This window comes from Pseudomonas sp. DCA-1 (assembly GCF_046523955.1).
GTDB classification, from domain to species: domain Bacteria; phylum Pseudomonadota; class Gammaproteobacteria; order Pseudomonadales; family Pseudomonadaceae; genus Aquipseudomonas; species Aquipseudomonas putida_Y.
The window spans coordinates 2,423,539-2,441,237 of record NZ_CP169881.1 but is presented as its reverse complement, the minus strand read 5'-3'; the positions used below and the strand labels follow the sequence as shown (position 1 = coordinate 2,441,237).

At 60.4% G+C, this 17,699-nt stretch carries 19 protein-coding genes; 6 read left to right on the top strand and 13 right to left on the bottom strand.

Going from position 1 to position 17,699, the window contains the following annotated elements; translation table 11 throughout:
* Positions 1-2: 2 nt before the first annotated feature.
* The 10 genes from ACE4QZ_RS11420 to ACE4QZ_RS11375 all read right to left on the bottom strand — a co-directional run bounded on the left by ACE4QZ_RS11420 (position 3) and on the right by ACE4QZ_RS11375 (position 8,354).
* Positions 3-644 carry a hypothetical protein gene (locus ACE4QZ_RS11420; protein ID WP_103444545.1) on the bottom strand — a complete coding sequence of 214 codons (642 nt, stop codon included), beginning with the start codon at positions 642-644 and terminating at the stop codon, positions 3-5.
* Complete coding sequence (locus tag ACE4QZ_RS11415; protein ID WP_103462402.1) at positions 641-1,447, bottom strand: SDR family oxidoreductase; 807 nt, start codon at positions 1,445-1,447, stop codon at positions 641-643. The genes ACE4QZ_RS11420 and ACE4QZ_RS11415 overlap by 4 nt, the downstream gene beginning before the upstream one ends.
* Complete coding sequence (locus ACE4QZ_RS11410; RefSeq protein WP_021782265.1) at positions 1,434-2,114, bottom strand: TenA family transcriptional regulator; 681 nt, start codon at positions 2,112-2,114, stop codon at positions 1,434-1,436. Before ACE4QZ_RS11410 ends, ACE4QZ_RS11415 begins: the two co-directional genes overlap by 14 nt.
* Positions 2,115-2,122: 8 nt before the next feature.
* Positions 2,123-3,592, bottom strand: a complete 1,470-nt coding sequence (locus tag ACE4QZ_RS11405; protein WP_279934959.1) for an AMP-binding protein — start codon at positions 3,590-3,592, stop codon at positions 2,123-2,125.
* A complete protein-coding gene (locus ACE4QZ_RS11400) occupies positions 3,582-4,262 on the bottom strand; it encodes a thermostable hemolysin (protein ID WP_028697243.1) in 681 nt (226 codons plus the stop codon). The genes ACE4QZ_RS11405 and ACE4QZ_RS11400 overlap by 11 nt, the downstream gene beginning before the upstream one ends.
* A 116-nt stretch (positions 4,263-4,378) precedes the next feature.
* Complete coding sequence (xth, locus tag ACE4QZ_RS11395; RefSeq protein WP_021782261.1) at positions 4,379-5,176, bottom strand: exodeoxyribonuclease III; 798 nt, start codon at positions 5,174-5,176, stop codon at positions 4,379-4,381.
* The gene (locus ACE4QZ_RS11390) at positions 5,173-5,415 is read right to left on the bottom strand and encodes a hypothetical protein (protein WP_021782260.1); all 243 of its coding nucleotides are present in this window, start codon (positions 5,413-5,415) and stop codon (positions 5,173-5,175) included. Before ACE4QZ_RS11390 ends, xth begins: the two co-directional genes overlap by 4 nt.
* Before the next feature lie 65 nt (positions 5,416-5,480).
* Positions 5,481-5,738, bottom strand: a complete 258-nt coding sequence (locus ACE4QZ_RS11385) for a hypothetical protein (RefSeq protein WP_021782259.1) — start codon at positions 5,736-5,738, stop codon at positions 5,481-5,483.
* A gap of 128 nt (positions 5,739-5,866) precedes the next feature.
* A complete protein-coding gene (locus tag ACE4QZ_RS11380; RefSeq protein WP_279934957.1) occupies positions 5,867-7,051 on the bottom strand; it encodes a M20 aminoacylase family protein in 1,185 nt (394 codons plus the stop codon).
* Between the two features lies 1 nt (position 7,052).
* Positions 7,053-8,354 carry an MFS transporter gene (locus tag ACE4QZ_RS11375; RefSeq protein WP_021782257.1) on the bottom strand — a complete coding sequence of 434 codons (1,302 nt, stop codon included), beginning with the start codon at positions 8,352-8,354 and terminating at the stop codon, positions 7,053-7,055.
* 373 nt (positions 8,355-8,727) lie between these two features.
* Here ACE4QZ_RS11375 and ACE4QZ_RS11370 point away from each other — a divergent pair, with 373 nt between their 5' ends.
* Positions 8,728-9,858: a porin gene (locus ACE4QZ_RS11370; RefSeq protein ID WP_103444548.1), complete on the top strand. Its 1,131-nt coding sequence runs from the start codon at positions 8,728-8,730 to the stop codon at positions 9,856-9,858.
* On the opposite strand, the gene ACE4QZ_RS11365 is transcribed toward ACE4QZ_RS11370, so the two are convergent.
* Together ACE4QZ_RS11365 and ACE4QZ_RS11360 are read right to left on the bottom strand one after the other, a co-directional pair.
* Positions 9,835-10,773: a LysR family transcriptional regulator gene (locus tag ACE4QZ_RS11365; RefSeq protein WP_021782255.1), complete on the bottom strand. Its 939-nt coding sequence runs from the start codon at positions 10,771-10,773 to the stop codon at positions 9,835-9,837. The genes ACE4QZ_RS11370 and ACE4QZ_RS11365 overlap by 24 nt on opposite strands.
* A gap of 86 nt (positions 10,774-10,859) precedes the next feature.
* The gene (locus tag ACE4QZ_RS11360) at positions 10,860-11,360 is read right to left on the bottom strand and encodes a peroxiredoxin (RefSeq protein ID WP_103444549.1); all 501 of its coding nucleotides are present in this window, start codon (positions 11,358-11,360) and stop codon (positions 10,860-10,862) included.
* 231 nt (positions 11,361-11,591) lie between these two features.
* Between ACE4QZ_RS11360 and ACE4QZ_RS11355 the strand changes: the two genes are divergently transcribed.
* The 4 genes from ACE4QZ_RS11355 to ACE4QZ_RS11340 all read left to right on the top strand — a co-directional run bounded on the left by ACE4QZ_RS11355 (position 11,592) and on the right by ACE4QZ_RS11340 (position 15,199).
* Positions 11,592-12,575, top strand: coding sequence for a DUF1852 domain-containing protein (locus ACE4QZ_RS11355; protein ID WP_279934956.1), 984 nt, complete (start codon positions 11,592-11,594; stop codon positions 12,573-12,575).
* A 26-nt stretch (positions 12,576-12,601) separates the two neighbouring features.
* Positions 12,602-13,636, top strand: coding sequence for a methionine synthase (locus tag ACE4QZ_RS11350; RefSeq protein ID WP_279934955.1), 1,035 nt, complete (start codon positions 12,602-12,604; stop codon positions 13,634-13,636).
* Positions 13,637-13,661: 25 nt separating this feature from the next.
* The gene (locus ACE4QZ_RS11345; RefSeq protein WP_252459237.1) at positions 13,662-14,171 is read left to right on the top strand and encodes a flavin reductase family protein; all 510 of its coding nucleotides are present in this window, start codon (positions 13,662-13,664) and stop codon (positions 14,169-14,171) included.
* A 98-nt stretch (positions 14,172-14,269) separates the two neighbouring features.
* Positions 14,270-15,199: a LysR family transcriptional regulator gene (locus ACE4QZ_RS11340; protein WP_021782250.1), complete on the top strand. Its 930-nt coding sequence runs from the start codon at positions 14,270-14,272 to the stop codon at positions 15,197-15,199.
* Positions 15,200-15,265: 66 nt separating this feature from the next.
* Here ACE4QZ_RS11340 and ACE4QZ_RS11335 read toward each other — a convergent pair whose 3' ends face one another.
* Positions 15,266-16,153, bottom strand: coding sequence for a LysR substrate-binding domain-containing protein (locus tag ACE4QZ_RS11335; RefSeq protein ID WP_021782249.1), 888 nt, complete (start codon positions 16,151-16,153; stop codon positions 15,266-15,268).
* Positions 16,154-16,248: 95 nt separating this feature from the next.
* Between ACE4QZ_RS11335 and ACE4QZ_RS11330 the strand changes: the two genes are divergently transcribed.
* Entirely contained in the window at positions 16,249-17,691 is a 1,443-nt protein-coding gene (locus ACE4QZ_RS11330) for an aldehyde dehydrogenase family protein (RefSeq protein WP_103444551.1), read from the top strand.
* Positions 17,692-17,699 lie beyond the last annotated feature (8 nt).

The following is a 17,699-nucleotide window of genomic DNA, read 5'->3' as shown; positions in this document are numbered from 1 at the left end:
GTTCAGTCCTGTTTGTCCTTGATGGCCTTGAGTAAAGCATCGATATCGGCACGCCGGCCCTGGTCAGCCAACTCACGCCCCGGCCGGGGCGGTGCCTGCAAGGCTTTCTGCAGGGCTGCGGTAGCTTCAGGGTAGCGCTTCTGCCGATACAGATGATCAGCCCAGAAATAGTTGCTGTCGATACCGTTGGGGTTGATCTGCAAGGCTTTGCGCAGCATCTTGTCGGCCATTTCGGTATCACCGAAACCGATAGGCCAGCCTGGCACCTGATCATACAGCGTACCCAGGCTGGTGTAGGCCGAACCTTGCAGCGCGTTGGGCTCCAGCTTCATGGCCTGCTCCAGGCTGGCTTTCGCCGCCTTGACCTTGCCCAGTGCACTGAGGCCACCCGTCGCCCCCGCCCAACTGCTGTTGATGATGCCCTCCCAGATCAAGGGTTCAGGTGTGCCGGGATACTGATGAACAAATGTTGCTGCATCGCCTGCCAGCTTTTCGAAGGCGTCGGCACGCTTGTCCTTGGGCATTTGGTACTGAATCTGCGCCCAGCGCTGCTGCAAATCGCTCAGGCGCTGGCTGCCTGCCTGGTCCAAAGCCCAGGTGAAGGGTGCGAATGCCAGCAAGCTGGCAATGAACAGACGCTTCATTTGTTCGACTCCTTGGAATGGCTGCCGATATAGCGGCGAATGACAGGCAGTTGCTTGCGCAGTGCGCGATCGACCATGCCCGGCAACATGCCGTTGATACGCACGAAGAGCTTTTCCGGCCACCCCAGATAAAGCTCGGTGCGCTCGGATTGCACCGCCTGAAGCACAGCACGAGCGACGTCCGCAGGGTCGTCCATGCCAACTTTCAGCGCTTGATTGAGCGCAGTCGCGGCGCTGCTGTTCATCGTTGTACGGGTTGCCCGTGGGGCGGCATACAGCACGTTCACCGTGGTATCGGCCAACTCGCGGCGCAGCGCTTCCGAAAAACCACGCAGCGCAAACTTGCTGGCGCAGTAGGTGGCGTAGCCGGGGTAGCCGATCGAGCCATAGGTTGACCCGACATTGACCACCAACGCCTTGGGCTGAGCGCGCAGCAACGGCAGGCAGGCGCGTGTCAGTTGCAAAGGCGCCTTCAGATTGATGTCCAATAGCTCGTCCAGCGCATGCTCATCCAGCTGGTCGAGCAGAGCGAAGCGATTCACGCCAGCCGCGTTGATCAGCACATTGACAGCCCCCATCTCGCGTGCCCGCTCGATGACGTGTTCGCGCCCTGACTGGCTGCGCAGGTCGGCTTCCTGCCAGCGCAGACGATCAGGGTACCGGTTCATCAGGCCAGCCAGCTTGCCCATATGCCGGCTGACCGCCAACACCTGGGCACCGGCAGCGCAGAGCTGTTCAGCCAGTTCCAGGCCTATGCCCCCACTGGCGCCGGTGAGGATCACCACGGACTCAGCCAAACGCATGGTGCACCTCTTGCTGCCCGACACGCGGCAAGCCCTGGAACATCTCGGTATACAAGCGGTAGACGACCTTGGCCGCGTGGAGGACGGCCTGCTGGTCACCGGCATCGTCGAGGCGGTCCATCAACTGTTTGTAGGTCACCATGTGGTCCTGATCGAGCGCACCGTGCGAGCTAAGGTAGCTGAACGCCTGGTCAGGCAGTGCCAATGTGTTCTGGATAACGCCCGCCGCCTGGGTGGCCAGGGCGATGCTGGTGCCTTCGAGCACGTTGACCATGCCGAACAACCCGACCGGGTTGCCGCGTGCGATCAAGTCGTACAGGTAGGCAACCATCAGCTCGATGGATTGCACCGGCTGGCCATCGCGCACGGCCTCCCAGTCACCGCCGCACGCTTTGATGTCGTTGAGGATCCACTGTTCGTGGCCGTATTCCTCCTCGATGTATTCGCAGACCGCGCCGCGCAGCCACTCCAGCCGTAGCGGCAATCGTGCCCCACAGGCCATCATCAGCGGCACGGTATGGCGCACATGGTAATAAGCCTGAGTCAGGAACGCGACGTAGCTGTCCAGGCTGACCTGGCCGGCCAGGGCCTCGCGGATCACCGGTACGGCGAACAGCGCCTGACGCTCTTGGGCGGTTTGTACTTGCAGGGTGTCGAAAAAGGACATTGTGAACCTCACAACGAGATGTCGGATAACAGGGTGTGGTAACGCTGCAAGATCGCCTCACGTCGCGGGCGGCCATTGGCAGTCAAGGTTTCGTCAAGCGTGCTCAGAGGCACAGGTAAACGGCGCCAGGCGTGTACCCGGGCGTAATCGGGCAACCGCGCGTTGCATTGCTGTACGGCCTGTTCGATGGCCTCGTCGCTGATGCCGGGATCCAGGGGCCAGAGCAAGGCAAGGTTGTTTGGCAGGGCTTCGCCATGCACGAAAGCCTGGGCGATCACGCCACTTTGGCTCAGCTCGGCTTCCACCCACTCCGGGTTGACGTTGCGCCCGAAGCTGGTAATGAACTGGTGCTTCTTGCGGCCATCCAGATACAGGTAGCCCTCCTCATCGAGGTGGCCTACATCGCCTGTTGCCCACCACTGCCCGGTTACAGGCGGCTCTCCCAGGTAGCCCAGCAATATCGAGCCGGCCACCAGAACTTCGCCATCCTCGGCGATGCGCACCTGCACATGCGGCAACGGCTTGCCAACGCTCCCCGGGCGTACAGCCCCTGTGCGATTGAGCGCCACTACCGAGGCGCACTCGGACAAGCCGTAACCTTCGAACACTGGCAAACCGACCGCCTCGGCCCGCGCGAGCAGGCTTGGCGATACCCGAGCACCGCCTACCGCCACCAAACGCAGTGGGCCGACCCGCATCAGGCCACGCTCGATCGCTGTCACCAACCCCATCAGCAGCTGCGGCACCAGGATCAGGCTCTGCGCACCACTGAGGGCGATTGCGCCCAGCAGGCGCTTGAAGTCGACCTGGCTTGCCCCTCCCATCCCCAACTGCTGCTGTGGATAGAGCTGCACACAAGCGCCAGCCATGAGCGCAGCGTAGACGCCCAGGTTTTCCAGCAAAACACCCAGTGGCAGTACTGCCAGGTATCGCTGCGGCTCGGCTGGGCGGCTGGCGGCCTCCAGCTCATGCGCCACACGCAGCATGGTTTCAGCGCTCAGGCACACGCCTTTGGGCGTACCGGTGCTACCGGAGGTGTAAGTGATCTTGGCAGTGCCCTCAGGCAGCGCCGGGGCGACAACACTTTCACGCAGCCAGACATTAGCTGGTGCCTGCCGGTCAAAGCCAAGCGCAGTGAGCTGATCAGCCCACTGCGCCTCGCACACGACCGTTGTCACTCCGCTTTGCTGCAAGCAGTGCTGGAACTGGGCTGCGCTGAAAAACGACGGCACTATCACACTGGCACGTTCAGCGAACAGCGCCGCCAGATCCCAGAATAGCGCTTCGGGCCCGTTTCCCAGCACCACGGCGAAGGTTCCCGCAGGTTGGTTGCGCAGGCTGGCCGCGCGAGATTCGACTTCGTCAAGCAGTTGCTGGTAGGTGTAACGCTGCGCATCTCCCTGGACGGCCACGGCGTCAGGATGTTCCACGGCGTGCTGGCGCAACAGTGCCTGAAAGGCAGTCAGTTCATGCCGCATGGCCGGTCTCCAGGGCTAACATGGGAAACCCAAGCCGCTCGAACATGCCCGCCTGTTTCAGGGCATCGAAGCCAAAGCCTATGTTGCCGGCAAATACCTGTGGTCGCTGGTCGTAGTAGGTCCCCCACTGGTCCACTTGGCCCTGCATGCGAGCAGGATCCGCTGAGGCCAGAACAGTGGGCACCAGCCCCAGTCGCCGGAAACTGTTGAACAGTGTCGCGGCGCCCGTGAATGCCACCCACTCCAAACCGCGCATGGCCAGCAACCACGTCACGGCGATGATCATTATTCGAGCGCTGCCGGCGCTGAGCGAGGCCAGGTTGCCTACTTCTACCATGCAGTTGCGATCCGGTGAGGCACCGGTTACCCGTGAAACAGCAGATTCCAGAGGCTCGTCCAGATACCGCTCAAGGAAGAGCGGCCCTTCGCTGGCCGGTCGCATGCCTGCCGCCGCGATCAGGCGACCGTGGCTACCCTGCAAGGCAAGCAGTTCCGGCAGGTAATGCTGCACATCCGCCTGGTGCACGCTGGCAAAGCGCTCGTGTATGAAGTGCTCCAGCTCGCCGCGCCCTTGATCGTCGCTGAGGTGAAGAGAAAGATGCGCCTGATGATCGGCATGGCTACCGATGGGTAACGGAAGCAAACTGTGCCATTGATGAGATTGAGTCATGAAATTTCCCCGCCTGGGTGCGACGGAGGGAATTATCAGGGCCGAATCTGAATGCAATCTGAAGTCGACTACCGTCGAAGCGCATCAGCCAGGCATTCGTTCATGTGCTGGATTGACTATGACCGAGCACGACGCGTACCCAGCTCGATCCAGACGGGTGCATGGTCGCTGGCCTTGGCCTCGTTACGCACCCACGCATCGACACCCGCCCGTTTCAGATAAGGCGCAAGCTCGGGGTTGAGCAACAGATGATCGATTCGCAACCCGGCATTGCGCGCCCAGTGGTTACGGAAATAGTCCCAGAAGGTGTAGACACGCTCGTCCGGGTACAGATGGCGTATGGCATCGAGCCAGCCCTGGTCAAGCAGTCGTTGGTAACACGCTCGCGACTCAGGTTGCAGCAATGCGTCCTTCATCCAGGAACGCGGGTTATAGATGTCCATGTCAGTGGGCACGACATTGAAATCCCCTGCCAGCAGCGTGGGGTGGCCACTTTCATAGAGGCTGCGTGCATGCTTGATCAGGCATTCGAACCAGTGCAGCTTGTAATCGAACTTGGGCCCGGGCTGCGGGTTGCCGTTCGGCAGGTAGAGGCACGCGACCAATACCCCGTGTGCCGCAGCTTCCAGATAGCGGCTCTGGCCGTCCTCTTCCATGCCGGGCAAGCCGCGGCGAACCTCAAGCGGATCGCTGCCCCGCACCAGAATGGCCACGCCGTTCCATGACGGTTGCCCATGATGAAGGCTGCCATAGCCTGCCGCCTCAAGCTCCGCACGAGGGAACTGCTGATCGGCCGCCTTCAGCTCCTGCAGGCAGGCGATGTCAGGTTGCTCCCGCTCCAGCCAGGCCAAGAGCGCCGGCAGACGGCTGCGGATGCCATTGATGTTGAAGGTGGCAATCTTCAGCGCTTTCATGCGTCCGGGTCGCTCACATGGGCCTGCACGGCATCTTCCAGCGCGCGGATATGCGCTTCATCGGCCAGCGCCTTGAGCGCCAACCAGTCGTCCCAGTCGATGGCACCGTCGTCGCGCAGGGCCTCGGCAGTGCGGAGCAGTTCATGGTGGTAGGCATCCGGTGACTCGCGCCGGTAACTGATGTCGTCGTACTGGGCGTACCAGGCTTCAAGCTCGGGAATGTTGCGTTCGATGCTCATGAAAGCGTCCTCGCCGTACCCTTTGCTTGTCAGAACCCGGGCACAGCGCGACGTTCAATCAGGTGTCACTGAAAGTAATGGGGATACAGTGCCATGTCGCTCTCCAGTTTGTCCGCATCGGCTGCCCTCTTGCGCACTTCGGCATAAAAAAGCTGGCACTGGTTCTGAAACCTTGTGAAATCGCGGTTGGCGGTTTCAATGGCACTGCTCAGGTCGATGCCCTCAAGGCCTTCGACAAGCCGCTGTGACAAGGTATACGCCTGCCAGCAGGCTTCAACCTGCTGCAGCCCCTTTGCAAGGTTCTCGGTGTCGATAGTCGCCATTGCAGCACCCTCTTTGGACCGAGCATGGTCCGTCGGTGTGAATCGCCAGAGCGACGATATCGGGATGAAGCCTGTAACGACGCGCTTCGGCTCAGAGCGTAGACCATTCCAGCGCAGATGACGCAGGGTCAACGCAGATAGTCCTGAACCCACTTCACCCAACAATCAGCGCCAATCTTCACCAACGCATCATTGAAATCGTAGTGGGGGTTATGCACCGAGCAACCATGGAACTCGCCCGTGCCATTGCCCAGCATGAAGTAACAGCCAGGCCGCGCCTGCAACATGTAGGCAAAGTCTTCGGTGCCCATGACCTTCTTGGGCATCTTGTCCAGCAGCGCGCCGTCGGCGAACAACGGCCTCAGGCTTTCACGCAGCAACTCACTTTCGTCATCGCTGTTGCACAAGGCGGGCGCCAGTTGGGTGAATTGCACGTCGATCTCCACGCCAAAGCTTTCAGCGTGCCCCTTGGCCAGGGCGTCAATGCGGCTGTTGATCTTCTGCTGGGTCTGGGCCGTGTCGGTGCGCACGCTCAGCAACATGCAGGCCTCGTCAGGGATGATGTTGTAGACAGTGCCGGCCTGGATCATGCCGATGCTGATCACGGCGTAGTCCTCGACGCTGAGGTTGCGCGACTTGATGGTCTGGATACCACTGATCAGGCTGTTCAACGCCATCACCGGGTCTACCGACAGTTCCGGCATCGCCCCATGCCCGCCTTTGCCGGTAATCCGAATGCTGACACGCTCGGAGGACGCCATGGTTGGCCCCGCCTGCACCACGCAAGTGCCCACCGGCAGGCCGGGCATGTTATGCAGCGCATACACCGAGTCGCACGGAAAGCGCTCGAACAGGCCGTCGTCGATCATCGCCTTGGCCCCCGCCAGGCCTTCCTCGTCGGGCTGGAATATCACGTTCAACGTGCCGTTGAACTGGCGTGTAGCCGCCAGTTGCGCAGCGGCTGCCAGCAGGATCGCGGTATGCCCGTCATGGCCACAGGCATGCATGCGGCCGGGGATCTTGCTGGCATGCGCAAACGCATTCTTTTCGCCCATGGGCAGTGCGTCCATGTCTGCACGCAAACCGATGCTGCGCGGGTTGTCCCCCACTTTCAGCACGCCGACCACACCATGCCCGCCCACATTGCGATGCACTTCGTAGCCCAAAGCTTGCAGCTTGTCGGCTACCAGGGCCGCCGTATCCGGGGTGTCGCCGCCAATTTCCGGCGCAGCGTGGATCTGCCGGCGCAGCATGACGAACTCTTCCAGCTCGGCGGCTGAGCCCGGTGTTTGATTGCTCTGCAAAATACCCATATCACTCGCATCCTTTGTTTTCGGGGAAGTACCTGAGGCAGGCCAGGCTTACAACACCGCCGGCCAGCAAAAAGTAGGCAGGCGCCAACGGCGTGCCCAGCGCTGCAATCAACCAGGTGGCCACCAACGGCGAAAAGCCACCGAACAAGGTCACACCCAGGCTGTAGCTGACCGAGGTGCCGAAGGACCGCCTGGCTTTCGGGAAGCCCTCCATGATCAGCGCGAAGAACGCACCGGCACCGATACAGGTCGGCAAGATCAGGATCGCCACGCCCATCATGGCCAGGCCCATGTGCTGCACGTGCCCAAGCAGATAGAACACTGGCAGGGTCAACACCACCGGCGCGGCGACCGTCCACACCAGCAGGCGTTTTCTGAGCTGATACTTGTCGGCGAATTTGCCGGCCAACGGGCAGATGACTGCCATGCAGCCGCTACTGATACAGGCAATCGCCATGGCGCTGCCGGGTGGGTAATGCAAGGCCGTGGTCAGGTAGGTCGGCATGTAGAACACGAACAGGTACATGCCAATGGTCGAGCTGGCCATCAGGCCGATGCCTTGGGCGATGCGTTTGAGCAGTTCGGCATCCAGCCCCTGCTCCCCTTTCTGCGCCGGTGCGGCCTCATGGGTTTCCGGCAAACGCGTGCGTATATACCAACCGACCGGCCCGATCAGCAGGCCAAAAATGAACGGTATGCGCCATCCCCAGCTTTCCAGCGCCGCGGAATCGAGTAACTGGCTGAGGGCCAGGCCAAAGCCGGCCCCCACCAAGGCGGCATAGCCCTGGCTGGCGGCCTGCCAGCTGACGCTCTGGCAGCGATTGCCGACCGCACTGGATTCCATCAGGAACACTGACGCGGTACCGACCTCCCCGCCAGCCGACATGCCCTGGATGAGCCGGCCGGTCACCAGCAACAGCGTGGCGAAAATCCCGATCTGTGAATACGTGGGCGCAAAGGCAATCATTGCGGTGCCCAGGGTCATCAGCCCGATGGTCAGGCTCAAAGCTGCCTTGCGTCCATGCCGGTCAGCATAGCGACCGATGACCATCGCCCCGACCGGACGCATCAGAAAACCGACACCAAAGGTGGCCAGCGACATCAACAATGACGCCATTGCCGAGTCGGAGGGAAAGAAATGCTTGCCGATCAGTACAGCGAAGAAGCTGTAGATCGTGAAGTCGTACATTTCCAGCGCATTGCCCAGGGAGCAGGCGATCAAGGTTTTACGGGAGGACGATACCTGCGCGGCTGAATGCGCACCCTTTTGCAGGCTCGGCGATGTGGGGAGCGGTCTGATCATTGTTATCTCCGTTGGCAAATCGCGGCGTGCAGCGAATATCAGCCAATCGGGCACTCAATACACTTGCAGTTTCGGCATAGGGATAACCAATGGTTAATTAACCGGAACGATCGTTGGCCAAATTGCCCTGCGCTGGCGCACAGTTCGCCCTTGCTCCGCACGCGGCCCCAATAACGCCCACAAATCAGCAGCCGTAGCGCAGCGTTGACGCTTGTTCAAAGCCCGTCTAAAGCGGATGCGCTCGCCAATCCACATGCCGCGCCGGTCCTTGATTAACCAAACGGCATGACCTGACCGAATAAGCAATCACGCTGCAACGTTCTGTTCACCGACGCTAGCGCCACCACATCACTGTGCTGGCCAGGAGTCGTGAATGAACACTCGCATTACGTCGTTGCTGTTGATGATCCAAGGGGCTTGCCTTGCTGCGCAGGCAGAGGCAGAGGGTTTTCCGACGCTCGCGCGGATTGCGCCGGGTTTTGGTTATTACGGGCTGGATTACGGCTTCGATGACACGCTCAAGGTGTACGGCACCGTGGATGCATTCGCCAGCTATCACGACTCACAGCACCACTCGGGTTTCAGGCTGGCCGGTGGCGGCGCCTGGACCAACAAGCTCGGGCTGTACGCACGCAAGGCGCTTGACCCCGATACCGTGGTGGAGCTTGACGTCGAGGAGGGTTTCAACCTCAATGGCGAGGCCCTGGAGGGCACCTGGGATACCGTCGGCACCCTGCGCCTGGCGACAGTCGCCCTGCGCTCGCGCACCCTGGGCAAGCTCGAGTTCGGCAAGACCTACAGCATGGGCACGCCCACCTATGCCGACCCGTTCCTGGCCACCTATGGCTCGCCTTACACCTACCTGGCCCTGCCTGCCGCCGGCAAGGGCGCCTTCTACCTTGACCTGCGCCCCAAGCACACCCTGGCCTACACCAGCCCGACCCTCAGCGGCTTCAGCCTCGGTACCGCGCTAAGCTTCGGCTTCGACGATGCCGCCAGCTCGGGGCGCACCGTGCGTGGCGGTGGTGCCCGGCTGCAATACCGCAACAGCCGGGTGATTGCGCTGGCCTCCTACAACCGCTACTACAGCGACCCATGGGACGACGGCGGCGTCTCACGCCAGACCGCCAACGATTTCAAGAGCCTGTCGGCGTTCTACGATTTCGGCCCACTGGCCACCAGCCTCACCTGGCAACGCCAGGACGTGGACCAGGCCGGCACACCCAGCACCACACTGTACACATTCGGCATGATGACGCCGGTGGGCGAACTGGACGTGCTGCGCTTGGCGGTGATGCAACGCCAGGTCAGCGCCCGCGACAAGGACGCCTGGGGTGTGATGATCGGCTATGACCACTTCATCAACCCCCGCTGGGCCATTTATGGACGCCTCGGCATGATCGCCAACCAACGCGCCTCGTCGGTCACCTACGCCGGCACCCCGGTGGAGCAGGCTGGCGATAACCCAGGCAACGTCTCGCTAGGCATGTACTACCACTTCTGAAACCACGGGGCGGGTCTGCTTGAGCACCTGCCCGCGCAAGCTGTGGAACAGCTCCTGGGCAGGTGCCGTGAGGCTGTGGCGGTCAATGCAGACCAGGTTGATGGGGTAATCCGGAATCAACTCCTGCACCGCCATGGCTACGAACTCGCAATCGATACCGTAGGTAAACCCTTGGTCCACCGCCAGTTCGCTGATGGTCATCAACGATTCAGTGTTCTTCAACAGCTTCAGCGCCATCATCACTGACGTACATTCAACGGTGTTCTGCGGCACCCGAAGGCCGTTGGCTTCGAACAATTGGTGAAACTGCGAAGCCTGGTCGGACAACTCGTCCAGGCTGATCCAAGGTGCGTATTGCAAGGTGCGCAGTGACTGGCTGAACTTCTGCTGATTCGACGCATGGCAAATCACCGTGCCCTTGATACTGCCCAGTGCCTCCCAGTCCAGGTTCAGCCGACTCAGCGGTTGCTGCGAAGTAATGGCAAAGTCCAGGCTGCCATCGCGCAAGCGCTGCAGGATCTGACTGGGGCGCAAGTCGGTGATGGTGATCTTCACCCGCGGGTACTTGCGCCGAAAGGCCAGAATGCTTTCATCGACGCCATCGAGCATCGCCGTCAACGACGTAACCCCGATCGACACGGCGCCCAGCGCCGCATCCTGAATGCTCGCCGCTTCGATCTGCAGGCGGCGTATGCTCTCTACCACGAGGTTGGCATGGCGGATGACACGCTTGCCTTCGTCGGTAAGGGCCATGCCTTTGTGCGACCGCTGCAACAGGGTAAACCCCACCTCTCGCTCCAGCTCCTTGATCGAACGGCTCAGTGCGGGCTGAGTAATGTGCATGAGCTTGGAGGCTTCGAGGATGCTGCCTGCGTTATGAATGGCGACCAGCGCCCGGAGTTGGTGAAGTTTCAACCGTCTGTACCTTGTTGTTAGCGGCCGGTTCGAAAGGTGTTCTGGCAGCCCTGACAGTCGTTGTCGGCAAGGCCTGAAAGGTATGGCTAACGCAACACAGCCAGCATGCTGGCCGCATCGCTGACCTCGAACTTGCCGGGGCTTTCAACCGCAATGTACTTGACTATCTGGTCGTCGACCAACATCGCATACCGCTGCGAGCGCCGCCCCAAACCGCGTGCCGAAAGGTCCTGGGTCAGGCCCAGCGCCTCGCTGAATTCGCCATTACCATCGCCGATCATTTTCACCGCGTCCCCGACCTGCAAGCTATTGCCCCAGGCGTTCATGACAAAGGCATCGTTCACCGAGATGCACAGGATTTCGTCAATGCCAGCCGCAAACAACGCAGGGGCCGCCGTTACATAACCGGGAACATGACGTTCAGAGCACGTAGGCGTGAATGCACCCGGCAACGCGAAGATCAGCACCTTCTTGTGCTTGCAACGCTCGCGAATGGAAAAGGCCTTGGGGCCGATCGCGCAGGCGCCTGCGTCGTTGTTGTATTGATAAAGGGTAACGTCGGGCAATTGATCGCCGGTTTTGATCATCGCTGTCTCCTGGGTGAGGTGAAGGCCAGGCAGCCATGATGCCGCAGTCGACCAGGCAACGCATCATGAGCAGGGCTAAAAAACCTGTGAAATAACTTCAATATCATTCATGCAGCGCCCCACCTAGGATACGCCTCAATCAAACACATCAAGATTACGCTGTGAACGACTCAGCCTACGCAACTGACCAGCACTGGATCGCTCACACTCAGGCACCTGGAAGCCGTTACCATGGATAAAGCGCCAACATTCACCGTCAAGCGCATTGCGTTCGACGAACATTATCGCCCCGCCGAAAACACCCGCATCACGACCAACTTCGCCAATTTGGCACGGGGTGCAAACCGCCAGCAGAACCTGCGCAATACCCTGACGATGATCAATAACCGTTTCAATGCGCTGGCGCACTGGGACAACCCCGAACATGATCGTTACCGCGTAGAGCTGGACATCATATCGGTGGAAATGAACCTTGAAAGCGCGCAGTACGGCAATGCCCTGCCACTGATCGAAATATTGAAAACCTATATTGTCGACCGCAAGAACAATACTCGCCTCGAAGGCATGGTAGGCAATAACTTCTCCTCGTACGTGCGCGATTACGACTTCAGCGTACTGTTACTTGAGCATAACAAGCATCGGTCGACCTTCAGCACACCTGATCATTTCGGCGAGCTGCACGGCAACCTGTTCAAATGCTTCGTCAACTCGCAAACCTACCAGGAGCATTTCAGCAAACCACCGGTTATCTGCCTGAGCGTATCGAGCAGCAGGACTTACCTGCGCACCGAAAATCAGCACCCTGTGCTGGGGGTTGAATACCAGCAGGATGAATACTCGCTGACGGATGAATACTTCAAGAAAATGGGCTTGAAGGTGCGCTATTTCATGCCGCCGAACAGCGTCGCCCCGCTGGCGTTTTATTTTGCCGGTGACTTGCTCGCTGACTACACCGACCTTGAGCTGATCAGCACCATCAGCACCATGGACACCTTCCAGAAGATCTACCGCCCCGAGATCTACAACGCCAATTCGCCTGCAGGCAAGGCCTACCAGCCCAGCCTGAACAACCAGGACTACTCGCTCACGCGCATTGTCTACGACCGGGAAGAGCGCAGCCGCCTGGCAATCGAGCAGGGCAAATTTGCCGAGGAGCAATTTGTCAAACCCTACCAGGCCACACTAGCGCAATGGTCCGCTCAATACCCACGTTGAACATTCAAAGCACAAGGTCACTGTTCATGAACACATTGCTACCCACCTCCACGGCCGGCAGCCTGCCTAAACCCGCCTGGCTTGCTCAACCCGAAACACTTTGGTCACCGTGGAAGTTGCAAGACGAGCAACTGATCGAAGGTAAACAGGATGCCTTGCGCCTGGCCTTGCAAGAACAACAACACGCCGGTATCGACATCGTCAGTGACGGTGAACAAACCCGGCAGCACTTTGTCACCACATTTATCGAGCACCTCAGCGGCGTGGATTTCGAGCAACGGAAAACCGTCAGAATCCGAGATCGCTACGATGCGAGCGTGCCAACGGTGGTGGGTGCTGTCGCTCGACAAAAGCCGGTGTTTGTCGAAGATGCCAAGTTCCTCCGTCAGCACACCACACAGCCGATAAAGTGGGCGCTGCCCGGCCCCATGACCATGATCGACACACTGTATGACAATCATTACAAAAGCCGCGAGGAACTGGCCTGGGAATTCGCCAAGATTCTCAATCAGGAAGCCAGAGGACTGGAAGCTGCGGGCGTAGACATCATTCAGTTCGATGAACCGGCATTCAATGTTTTCTTTGACGACGTGAATGACTGGGGCGTGGCTACCTTGGAAAGGGCCATCGAGGGCCTAAAGTGCGAAACGGCCGTCCATATTTGCTATGGCTATGGCATCAAGGCCAACACCGACTGGAAAAAGACCCTCGGTTCAGAATGGCGGCAATATGAACAGGCCTTCCCCAAACTGCAGCAGTCCAGCATCGATATCATTTCGCTGGAATGCCATAACTCCCATGTTCCGATGGACCTGCTCGAGCTGATTCGCGGCAAGAAAGTCATGGTCGGCGCCATCGATGTGGCCACCCATGCCATTGAAACACCCGAACAGGTCGCCGCCACCCTGCGCAAGGCACTGCAATTCGTCGATGCCGACAAGCTCTACCCTTGCACCAACTGCGGCATGGCACCCCTGCCTCGCCAGGTAGCCAGCGGCAAGCTCAAGGCGTTGAGTGCAGGCGCGGCAATTGTCCGCCAGGAACTCGCTAACGCACGCTGAAATGAATGCAGCCACAGGACCTACCATGTTGCTTTCCGGTACGGCGATCGAGCCGTCGACTTTTCGCCAGGCACTCGGGCACTACGCATCCGGCATCACGGTGATTACATCGCACCTTGAGGGCGAGCCGATCGGCTTCACCTGCCAGTCGTTCTACAGCGTGTCGATGAGCCCGCCGCTGGTGTCATTCAGTGTGATGTCCAGTTCGGCCAGCTACCCGAAAATTCGCCAGGCTGGGCGCTTCACGGTCAACATCCTGTCAGGTGAGCAGGTCGGCATTTCCAACCAGTTTGCACGGCGCGGCGCCAACAAGTGGCACGGCGTCGAATGGCAAGCATCGCCGTTGGGCAACCCGATCATTGCCGGCAGCCTGCACTGGCTTGATTGCGAAATTCACGCCGAACATGCCGCCGGGGACCACCTGATCGTGATTGGCGAAGTCAAAGCGTTGAACCTGCAGGCCACTGCTGCCACGCAGCCGCTGCTGTATTTCAAGGGGCAGTACTGCAACCTCGCCGCGCCTCACGCGGCTTGAGCCTCACCCCACTCACGGAAACCCAAGCAAGGGAATTGTCAGGATCACGCAGCAGTGAAGAAAACCCGCCATTACTGCGTTGATCCGCCATTTTACTCATGATCGATTTACGCCACCTGCGAACCCTCCACGCGCTGCGTGAAACCGACAGCCTGCACGAGGCCGCCGAGCGACTGCACCTGACACAATCAGCCCTGTCGCACCAGTTCCGCGATATGGAAGAGCGCATCGGCATGCCTCTGTTCGTGCGCAAATCCAGGCCGGTGCGCTTCACCAGCGCCGGGCTGAAGCTGCTGCAACTGGCCGATCAGGTGCTGCCTCAGATCCGCAATACCGAACGGGACCTGGGCAAACTGGCCGGGGGCTGCGCCGGACGGCTGCACATCGCCATCGAGTGCCACAGTTGCTACCAGTGGTTGATGCCTTCAGTGGATGAGTTCCGCAGCGCCTGGCCTGAGGTGGAACTGGACCTCGCCTCCGGCTTTTCCTTCGCGCCACTGCCAGCCCTGGAGCGCGGCGACCTGGACCTGGTGGTGACCTCCGACCCAGTGACACTGCCAGGTATCAGCTACGTGCCGTTGTTCAGCTACGAGGCGCTGCTGGCCATCGACAACCACCACGCCATGCGCCACAAGCCGTACCTGGAGCCCGCCGATATCGCCAGCCAGACACTGATCACCTACCCGATCGAACGCACCCGCCTGGACATCTTCACCCGCTTCCTCGACCCCGCCGACGTCGAGCCCGCACAAGTACGCACTTCAGAACTGACCGTGATGATGATGCAACTGGTTGCGTCCGGGCGCGGCGTCTGCTGCCTGCCCAACTGGGCCGTGCACGAATACAGTTCGCGCGGCTATGTAACCGCCAAGCGCCTTGGCGAACACGGCCTGCAAGCAAACCTCTATGCGGCACTGCGCAGTGACATGCTGGAGGTGCCGTACGTGAGTGATTTTCTGCTGACGGCCAAGGACATCTCGTTCACCACGCTGGCAGGTGTCAGCGTGCCTTCAGGCCCGGTTCTCTGAAAGCCGGGCGTGCGTTTGCGAACCTCTGTGCCGGCCATGGCGCGCCATGCCCCTACGGCCAACGAATCAGCTAGCCTTCGCCAATTGCACTTGCAGAAACGCCATCAGTGCCCCCGCCACAGGTGACAAGCTGCGCCCTTTGCGGGTGAGCATGCCGATATGCCGTTCTACCTTGGGCTCCACAAGAGGTACGAACGCCAGTTTTTCGTTCTCCTGCGGAAAAGCGAGGTACGGCAAGGTACTGATCCCTACCCCCTCCTCCAGCATGGCGATCAACGAAATCATGTTGGAAATGAACAGCCGGCTATCGGCCAGCAAACCCTCGGCCTCGGTACCCGCCAGTAATTGCGAGGTACCGTTGCGGATCATCGGCACGCCCAGCAACTGCGCCCAATGCAGCTGCCCCCCCGCCTGCGCCAGCGGGTGGTCGCTGCGGCACACCACGCCAACCTGATCATTCACGATGGGGGCGAATTCAAGCTGGTCATCGTCCACCCACAGGCTGCTGATGCCGAAATCCACTTGCCCTTGAGCGAGCAACTGCTGCACACGTTCGGCCGTACCGTCCTGAATGCTGACCTGCACATTGGGGTGCGCGGCCACGAAGCGGGCCAGCGGCCCTGGCAGCATTCGGCTGGCCACAGAAGGCACGGTGGCGATACTGACCTGGCCAATTTCATGCCGGGCAAACAGCATGACTTCACGGGCAATACGGTCATGGTGCTCCATCAAGCCACGAAACAACGGGAGGCAATGCTCGCCAAATGGCGTCAGCTCTACCCGACCACCGCCCTTTTCGACCAGTGCCTGCCCCAGCTTCTGCTCCAGTTCACGCAGGGCCAGGGATATCGCAGGCTGGGTGCGAAAGGCCTGGCGGGCGGCCGCGTGGAAACTCTTATGTTCGGCGACCAGTACGAAGTAACGCAACTGCGCGATTTTCAGCTCGGGCAACATGGTTAGCATTCCTTATCAAAGCATTTTTTTTATTAATTTTTATTTGCTGCATATTGCTCGCATGATGAATGCCATGCAAACGGAGGCGTTCATCCATGTCACACAAGACCTACAACAACTACATCGATGGCCAGTGGTGTGAAGGCCACGCCACTTTGGGCAACTACAGCCCCTCGGACACTGGCGACCTGATCGGCCAGTACCATCAAGCAAGCGCCGAACAGGCCCGCCAGGCCATCCAGGCCGCCCGCGCCGCTCAACCCCTGTGGGCTGCCAGTGCTCTGGAAAGCCGCCAACAAGTGCTGATGGCCATCGGCGACGAGTTGATCGCCCGCAAGGAAGAACTCGGCGAACTGCTGTCGCGAGAAGAAGGCAAACCCTTGGCCGAAGGCATCGGCGAGGTCAACCGCAGCGGCCAGTTCTTCCATTACTACGCCGCCGAAGTGCTGCGCCAGATGGGCGAGACTGCCGCCTCGGTGCGCCCAGGGGTCGACATCGAAGTGCATCGCGAACCGGTGGGTGTGGTGGGCATCATTACCCCATGGAACTTCCCCATGGCCACCGCTGCCTGGAAAATCGCCCCGGCCTTGGCCTTCGGCAACGCCGTGGTGTTCAAGCCGGCCAACCTGGTGCCGGCCAGTGCCTGGGCGCTCACCGAGATCATCAGCCGTCAGGGCCTGCCTAGCGGCACCTTCAACCTGGTGATGGGCAGCGGTGCTGACGTCGGCGAGGCCCTGATCCAGTCCGCCGAGATCGATGCCCTGACGTTCACCGGTTCTCTGCAGACGGGCCGACGCGTAGCGGTTGCCACCGCCGGTAACCTGGTGCGCTGCCAACTGGAAATGGGTAGCAAGAATGCCCTGGTAGTCATGGACGACGCCGACCTCGAACTGGCCGTGGAATGCGCGCTCAACGGGGCCTTCTTTGGCACTGGGCAGAAATGCACTGCGTCGTCACGGCTGATCGTCTGCGACGGCATCCACGACCGCTTCGTCGAGGCGCTGCGCCTGCGCATGCGCCAGCTCAAGGTCGGCCATGCATTGGAGGCTGGCGTACAGATCGGCCCGGTAGCTGACGCGCGCCAGCTGGAACAGAACCTGGCCTACCTGCAACTGGCCCAGGCCGAAGGCGCCACCCTGATCGAAGGTGGCGAGCGCCTGCAACTGGCCTCCGATGGCTACTACATGCGCCCTGCCCTGTTCATCAACAGCCGCAACGACATGCGCATCAACCGCGAGGAAGTGTTCGGCCCCATCGCCTGCGTGATCCGCGTGCGCGATTTTGAAGAGGCGCTGGCCACGCTCAATGATACCGAGTACGGCCTCACAGCCGGGATCATCACCCAGTCGCTGCGCCACGCCAGCCACTTCAAGCGCCGCGCCCAGACCGGCTGCGTGATGGTCAATCTGCCCACCGCCGGGACCGACTACCACGTGCCATTCGGGGGCCGTAAAGCCTCGAGTTTCGGTCCCCGGGAACAGGGGCAATACGCTCGCGACTTCTACACCGTGGTCAAGACCACCTACCTGCGGCCCTGAAGGAATAC